We start from the raw sequence: 6,000 nt of genomic DNA, 5'->3' as shown, positions 1-6,000 counted from the left end.
ATCCTCGACGCGCGCCCGCACATGAATGATCCGCCGTCGTCGTTGCAGGCCAGTTCCGGTCCGACGCAGGTGCCCTCCCGGACGTACAGTACGCTGTCGAAGTTGGTCGCGAAGGGGGAGCCGCAGAGGGAAATGCTCGCGTCGTGGGATACCGTCGGCGTCCACTGGAACACCCGCTCGGGCGCGAACACGGCGCCACCGCAGCTTCCACCGAACGCGCTGCTGCCGCCGGCGGTCGTCCCCGCGACCACGCCGCCTTCCGGCGGGATGATCGTCGCCGCGCCGCAGGTGACGCACGCCGTGCAGTTGTCGTTGCAGACGTCTCCAGCGGCGCACTCCCCCTGCTCGCCGGCCGGGTCGCAGACTTCGTGTGCTCCGACAACGCCGTCGCCGCAGGCCGCCGCCTCGCAGGTCAGGCTGCACGAACCGCCGGGGGGGCAATCGCCCGTCTTGCTCTCGTACGTGAAGTCCTCGGTCGCTCTCGACAGCGGTGGCGGGTCGAGTCGCGCCAGCGCCTCGGCATTGTCGTTCAGTGTCGCGTCAAAGAAGTTGAGCGCGAGGTAGTTGATGATGTGCCGGGCGTGGCGCCAGGGGATTGTTCCCGGCTCACACTCGGGTGCCGGGCCACCCGTCGCTGCGAGGATCCGATCGGGAACCTCGCACGTATCGCCGCTGAACGTCTCGTGTACGGCGTCGGTCAGGTTCGCGAAGGCCAGCACCCTCGGCCCCGGTTCCAGCGCGTCGAACACAAACGGAGGCTGGGCCGTGAAGCGGCTCAGCGTTCCCCCCACGAGGAGGGTGGGGATGTCGAGCGCCGCAAAGACGGCCGCAGACTGGTCGGCGAGAAATGGCGTAACGTTGGGATCCATCGAGAAAACCGCCTTGACCCGCGGGTCGTCGAATGCACCGAGGGAGAAGGGGCACATGGCGAGTGCCATCACCGTGTAGCCGCCTGCCGAGTGGCCGGCGACCCCGATGCGATCGGCATCGATTGCGCCTGCGAGGAAATGGCCGGCCTCGCCGTCGAAGGCCAGGAGTTGGTCGAGCACGACGCGCAAGTCGAGCGGGCGGTTAACCGCGAAGTTCGCATCGGTGTAGTCGAACGCGTGGTCGCCGTGGTGTTCGACGCCGGCCACGATGAATCCGTGACTGACGAGGTGGGCGGCCAGATACACCCAGTTCCAGGGATCGGCACCGTTGCCGCCCGAGAAAAGTATCAGCGGAAAAAGGCCGGGGGCGCGGTCGACGTCCCGGAAGCTCGGCGTGACGAACAGCTCGGTGCCGAAAATCGTGACGACGTCCCGTGGCGCGCCCGCCACGGCCTCGATTGTGGACGGGTAATAGAGTGCGACCCGCACGGGCCGTGGTCCCGTGCCCGCGACATCGAGCCGCGCCGGGTCGACCAGGTCGACCGTGCGGACGCCCACCGGGAACGCCCCGAAGAGTCCCGTGGGGCCGAGGTCGAGCGGCGGGTAGACGCGCTGCGCGAGTTGGCGCGCGTGGGCGACGACGGTATCCATCAGCACGCCGATGCGCCCGGCGACCGTGGGGCTGGCCGTGAGCGGGACGAGGCCGAGGGTGTCGAACGTCGGCCCGCACGCCGGTTCGATGATCGCCGCCGCCTGTGCGCGCGCCTGCGCGACTCTGTATCCGCGAATACCCCGGTCGCAGAATCCTCCGTTGAATGCCCTGACGTAGCAGCCGGGTCCGTACGCCTGAACGACCTCGTCGTGGAGCGTCGCGAGCTGGGCACCGACGACCTGCTGGCACGCCAGTGTCTCGGGCGCCGGTGGTTCAGGAAAGTTGGCGTAGGTCGTCGCGATGAGATCCTTGCCCCACTTCTTGCACGCCTGGGCGGTACGCGAGACGAGATCGTCTAAGCCGGCGAGGAAGGTGAGCTGACTCGCGGTGTCGAGCGTGCAATTGCTGCGCACCGGCTCCTCGGTCGCGGCGAGCAAGGTGGCGAGTGTCCCTGTCCCACCGCCGAGCGCGTCCTCGCACGCCTCGTCTGCCTCGTTGCGGCAGGCGGCGATCGCCGCCGCGTACTGGCGCGCGCACGTTGCCGCCGCGCTCCCGGATGCGACCAGGCACCGGTCGCCCCCGCAGCCGTTCATGGCGTTGTTCACCGCCCTGATGATCAAAGTGATGTCGACCTCGGCGCCGGCCGGCACGCCTCGGGGGCACGCCGCGAGCTGCGCGTTGCCGAGGCTGATGTTGACGAAGATCAGCAGCTCGTCGATGCCCACGCTGCCGGTTGCGTCGCAGTCACCCGTACATGCGGCCGGCGTAGCGGTCTCGGCCGCAAGAATCGCGGACTCCGTGGCGAACAGGACAGCGGCGCACAGAAAGGCCGCAGACTTTAATCTCGCCAGGAACCGACGCCATCCACCCGGTGTTGCCGATTGGTTCGCGATGACCTCCGCAGCCATTGTCTTTCCTCCCGGTTCGGTTGCGGCACCATGTCGCAATCGGTGTCCACGTACCGAACAAGGATCGTGCCGCGCCCGCGGGCTCCACTGGCAATGACGCCCTTCGTTGCGGCGTCCAGCGTTCTGCACGAGTGCGGGTCCGTACGTACAGTGGCTTGGACTCCTGATCAGCGCGCGGATCCGGGGGACCTTGCGAGCGCCTGCTGCAGATCGCCGCCGGATGTCATCCCTGCGGCGTCATGCGGTAGCGGAAGTCGCAGAGCTTGCCGCCCTTCATGATAGTCTGGGCGCGAGTCAGCTCCACCTCCGGGCTGCCGACTTCGACGACGTGATCGTCTCCCTCGCACAACAAGACGGCTCCCAGCTCGGGTTCGCCGATGGCGCGAAAGAAATCTGCGTAGCGGCAGCCGGTGACGTCGAACTCCATCGCGTCGGGCTCCAGCTTGAGCATCTGCACGTCGATGTCGCCACCGATTCTCGGTACCGGCTCGGCGCTGAGTGCCGCCCACTTGTCCCTCGGGCTTCCCGGCTTGAGCGCGCCGAGGCGCAGGAACATGTCGCGCGACCACGCGCGCAGCGCGGTCGTCACCAGGCGGTTGGCGCGGTCCGCGCCGAGCTCGGCGCGCAGGGCCTTGAGCACCGGCACCAGCACCTGAGCCTGGATCTTGACCTGGTCGAGCAACGAGATCTCGGGGTTGATGACGATGTCCATGGCCGCCTCCTCTGGGTGATTCCGGCGGATCGTACCTCGGTGTGGCTGCATGCGCCACGGGTGCGCCAGGATGGCAGGATGGAGACACCCACGATGGCAGGATGGAGACAGGATGGAGACACCCACGACGTCTCGTCAACGGCACGACAGGATGGACAGGATGGAGACACCCATGACGTCTCGTCAACGGCAACCCGACCGGCGATCGGGCCACCCGTGGTTGCACCGGCAGGCCACCGAAGGAATTGCGCCCGTCGAACCCGTGTCCTCATTCGGAGGACAACCCCGGGTGTCCGGGAACCCCTGGCCCGTTTGACCAACGGCACCGTCGTCACCTCGAACACGGGGAGCTCGGGAGTCCACGTGACGCGTCGACGGCGCGAACAACCTCCGTATCGGACCACCGCCAGCACGTCCCGTTGCCGGTCGCCAACGTACCAGCCCGGCTGCGCTCGGCCGTCGCGGATGGGCGTCTCGTCAGTTCTGGCATTAGGACAACATGGGTGTCTTGATCCCTTTCCCTTCTTCGTTCTTCTTAGGACAACATGGGTGTCTTGATCCCTTCGACCGTCGATCAACAGGCCGTCCGCGCCTCCGCAGCCGCAGACGGCATCTTCCCCCTGGTCACCAACCTGCCGACCGACACCCATCCACCCCGGGAGATCCTCAAAATCTACCAGTACCAGGCTTTCGTCGAAAAGCGTCACGCGCAGCTCAAGTCCGTTGCCGAGGTCGTCCCGGTCAACTTCAAGAGCCCAGCCCGCATCGACGCCTTCCTGTTCCTCTTCTTCGTCGCGCTCACCATCGACGCCCTGCTCGAGCGCCAACTCCGCAACGCTATGGCCGTCCACCACCTTGACTCCCTGCCGATCTATCCGGAGGCGCGCTCCTGCAAAGCCCCCACCGCCGGCAAGATCATCGCCCTCTTCGCCAACCTCCGCCGCCATCGCCTCCTCGACGGCGACCGTCTCATCAAGACCTTCTGGGATCCGCTGACTGACGCTCAGCGTCTTGTCCTGCAACTCCTCAACGTCCCCGCCACCCAATTCGGTGCCCCAGCTTGAAGCCCTCCAACGCTTTTCCCCCTCATGCTCCGCACGCAATCTGCGGAATGTAGGTCAGAACACACTGAAACAGCTGAGTTTCGCTCGAATAGATTACCCCCGCAGAGGCTTATCGAGGCATTTTCGGCGCCGGGATGGCGGCTGTAAGCTGCGGCGGCCTCGCGCAGGCTGTGCATACCCGCCGCCTCTTCGATCTTCCGGTATCTGCCGCGGCCGCCGAGCGTACGCTGCACACTCTCGACGAACTCCCGCCCACCCACGGCCACGCTCTCGCTCCATTGTGGGTCGCGTTGCCGCGCCCTCGTGCGCAAGGCCGTCTCGATCCACCGGCTATGCGCCTCGGCCAGCTGCGACAAATCAACCCCGAGCGCATCAGCCAGCGCCTGACGATCGACGATGCGGTAGCGCAGACGCTCCTGCTGGACCTCGTGGTAGCCGCCGGTCTCCCACTGCGCCGGGTGCCTGACGACACCTGCCCGGACCATGTTTAGATCGATGTAAACCAGGCAGCGCGCCAGGTGCTCGCCCGTCTCGACCGCAGTGGCGTGGTAGCGGTCTTCCCAGAACGCGCCGCCGCGTGCCTTGCGCCGGTTGAACGGTTGCGCCGTCCGACCTTCGATGAGTTGCATGCTCGCAGCCACCTCCCCCCGCCCCTGATCCTGCACGAGGAGGTGGACGTGGTTGGAGGTGGCGGTGTAGTCGAGCACGCACAGCCCATAACGCTTGCGGGCCTCGAAAAGCCATCCGCGCCACGCCCTGCGATCGCGTGCGAACTTGAGCAAGAACTCCCGCCGGTGGCAGCGATGGGTGAGATGCCAGACATAGCCGGGCAGGTGATAGCGATGAGCGCGTGGCACTTCCGAACTTCCTTAAGGCGTCGATTCTCGCGCTCGAATCCGAGCGCTAACCCTTATTTAAGACCCTAAATACGACTCCTGTCAAGTGTATTCAAGTGCTTCCGCGGGTCCGACCCCGGAGGACCCCGGAGGCTCTCGATACCGGCACGGCTGACGCTCGATGAAGGTCTTCGGTGTCCGACGGGAACGGCCCGCGGCGACTTCCGTTGACGGGTTTCGTCCATGTGTGTACACGTACACGCATGGCCACCAAGACAATCTCGATCGACCTTGATGCCTACGAACGGCTGCGCGCCGCCCGAGTGCGCCCGGACGAGTCGTTTTCGCAGGTGATTAAGCGCGGGCAGTGGAAACGCCCGCGCTCCACCGGCGCAGCCTTGCTCGATGCGGCGCGAGCTGCGCCAGTGCCCCGCGAGCAGACGTTCACGCGGTGGGAGAAAGCTCAGAGACGGGACGTGCCACCGAAGGACGCATGGAAAGAGTAGCGTTGGACACGACGTTCTTGATCGACCTGCAGAACGAGCGGCGCGAACGGGGCAAGCCGCGTGGCGCCGTGGCATTCTTGCATGCCCACCCCGATACCGTGATCCTCCTGCCCACGGTTGCACTCGGCGAGTATCTGGAGGGATTCGACAATCCGTCCAGCCCCGAGGCGCAAGCTCTGGTCGGGTTTCTGCACCGGCTGGAAGTCTCGGAAGAGGTCGCCCGGATCTACGCACGGATGGCTCGCCGACTGAGAGCGTCCGGACGGTTGATCGGGACCAACGATCTGTGGATTGCCTGCACTGCCCTGGCAGCGGACGTCCCTATTGCGACCCGTAACGTCGCGCACTTTCGCCGCGTGCCCGGCCTGGAGATCGTGAGCTACGCGGCAGGGTCCTGAGCGGAGCAGTCGCAGCGGACAGAGCGGATAGCGGGTGCGGATCGCGGGCCTTCAG

General features: G+C 66.3%; 5 protein-coding genes and 1 pseudogene. 3 read left to right on the top strand and 3 right to left on the bottom strand.

Annotated elements, in window-relative coordinates; genetic code table 11:
- Positions 1–2,429 (bottom strand): hypothetical protein (locus L6Q96_08640; protein MCK6554629.1); only part of this gene is annotated, 2,429 nt, incomplete at its 3' end.
- 223 nt (positions 2,430–2,652) lie between these two features.
- Positions 2,653–3,141, bottom strand: coding sequence for an L-2-amino-thiazoline-4-carboxylic acid hydrolase (locus L6Q96_08635; protein ID MCK6554628.1), 489 nt, complete (start codon positions 3,139–3,141; stop codon positions 2,653–2,655).
- A gap of 545 nt (positions 3,142–3,686) precedes the next feature.
- Between L6Q96_08635 and L6Q96_08630 the strand changes: the two genes are divergently transcribed.
- Positions 3,687–4,205, top strand: coding sequence for a hypothetical protein (locus L6Q96_08630; protein MCK6554627.1), 519 nt, complete (start codon positions 3,687–3,689; stop codon positions 4,203–4,205).
- A gap of 185 nt (positions 4,206–4,390) precedes the next feature.
- Here L6Q96_08630 and L6Q96_08625 read toward each other — a convergent pair.
- Positions 4,391–5,062 (bottom strand): annotated as a pseudogene (locus L6Q96_08625) (transposase).
- 242 nt (positions 5,063–5,304) lie between these two features.
- Between L6Q96_08625 and L6Q96_08620 the strand changes: the two are divergent.
- Both L6Q96_08620 and L6Q96_08615 read left to right on the top strand, forming a co-directional pair.
- Entirely contained in the window at positions 5,305–5,547 is a 243-nt protein-coding gene (locus tag L6Q96_08620; GenBank protein ID MCK6554626.1) for a hypothetical protein, read from the top strand.
- Positions 5,535–5,945: a type II toxin-antitoxin system VapC family toxin gene (locus tag L6Q96_08615; protein ID MCK6554625.1), complete on the top strand. Its 411-nt coding sequence runs from the start codon at positions 5,535–5,537 to the stop codon at positions 5,943–5,945. Before L6Q96_08620 ends, L6Q96_08615 begins: the two co-directional genes overlap by 13 nt.
- Positions 5,946–6,000 lie beyond the last annotated feature (55 nt).

The organism is Candidatus Binatia bacterium, assembly GCA_023150935.1.
Lineage (GTDB): Bacteria > Desulfobacterota > Binatia > HRBIN30 > HRBIN30 > JAKLJW01.
Note: the sequence above shows the minus strand (reverse complement) of the source record. Positions and strands in the feature narration are given on the sequence as shown.

Bases quoted from the DNA above. Each gene is read 5' to 3' on its own strand.
- L6Q96_08635 (MCK6554628.1), bottom strand. From the start codon at position 3,141: ATGGACATCGTCATCAACCCCGAGATCTCGTTGCTCGACCAGGTCAAG.
- L6Q96_08630 (MCK6554627.1), top strand. From the start codon at position 3,687: ATGGGTGTCTTGATCCCTTCGACCGTCGATCAACAGGCCGTCCGCGCC.
- L6Q96_08620 (MCK6554626.1), top strand. From the start codon at position 5,305: ATGGCCACCAAGACAATCTCGATCGACCTTGATGCCTACGAACGGCTG.
- L6Q96_08615 (MCK6554625.1), top strand. From the start codon at position 5,535: ATGGAAAGAGTAGCGTTGGACACGACGTTCTTGATCGACCTGCAGAAC.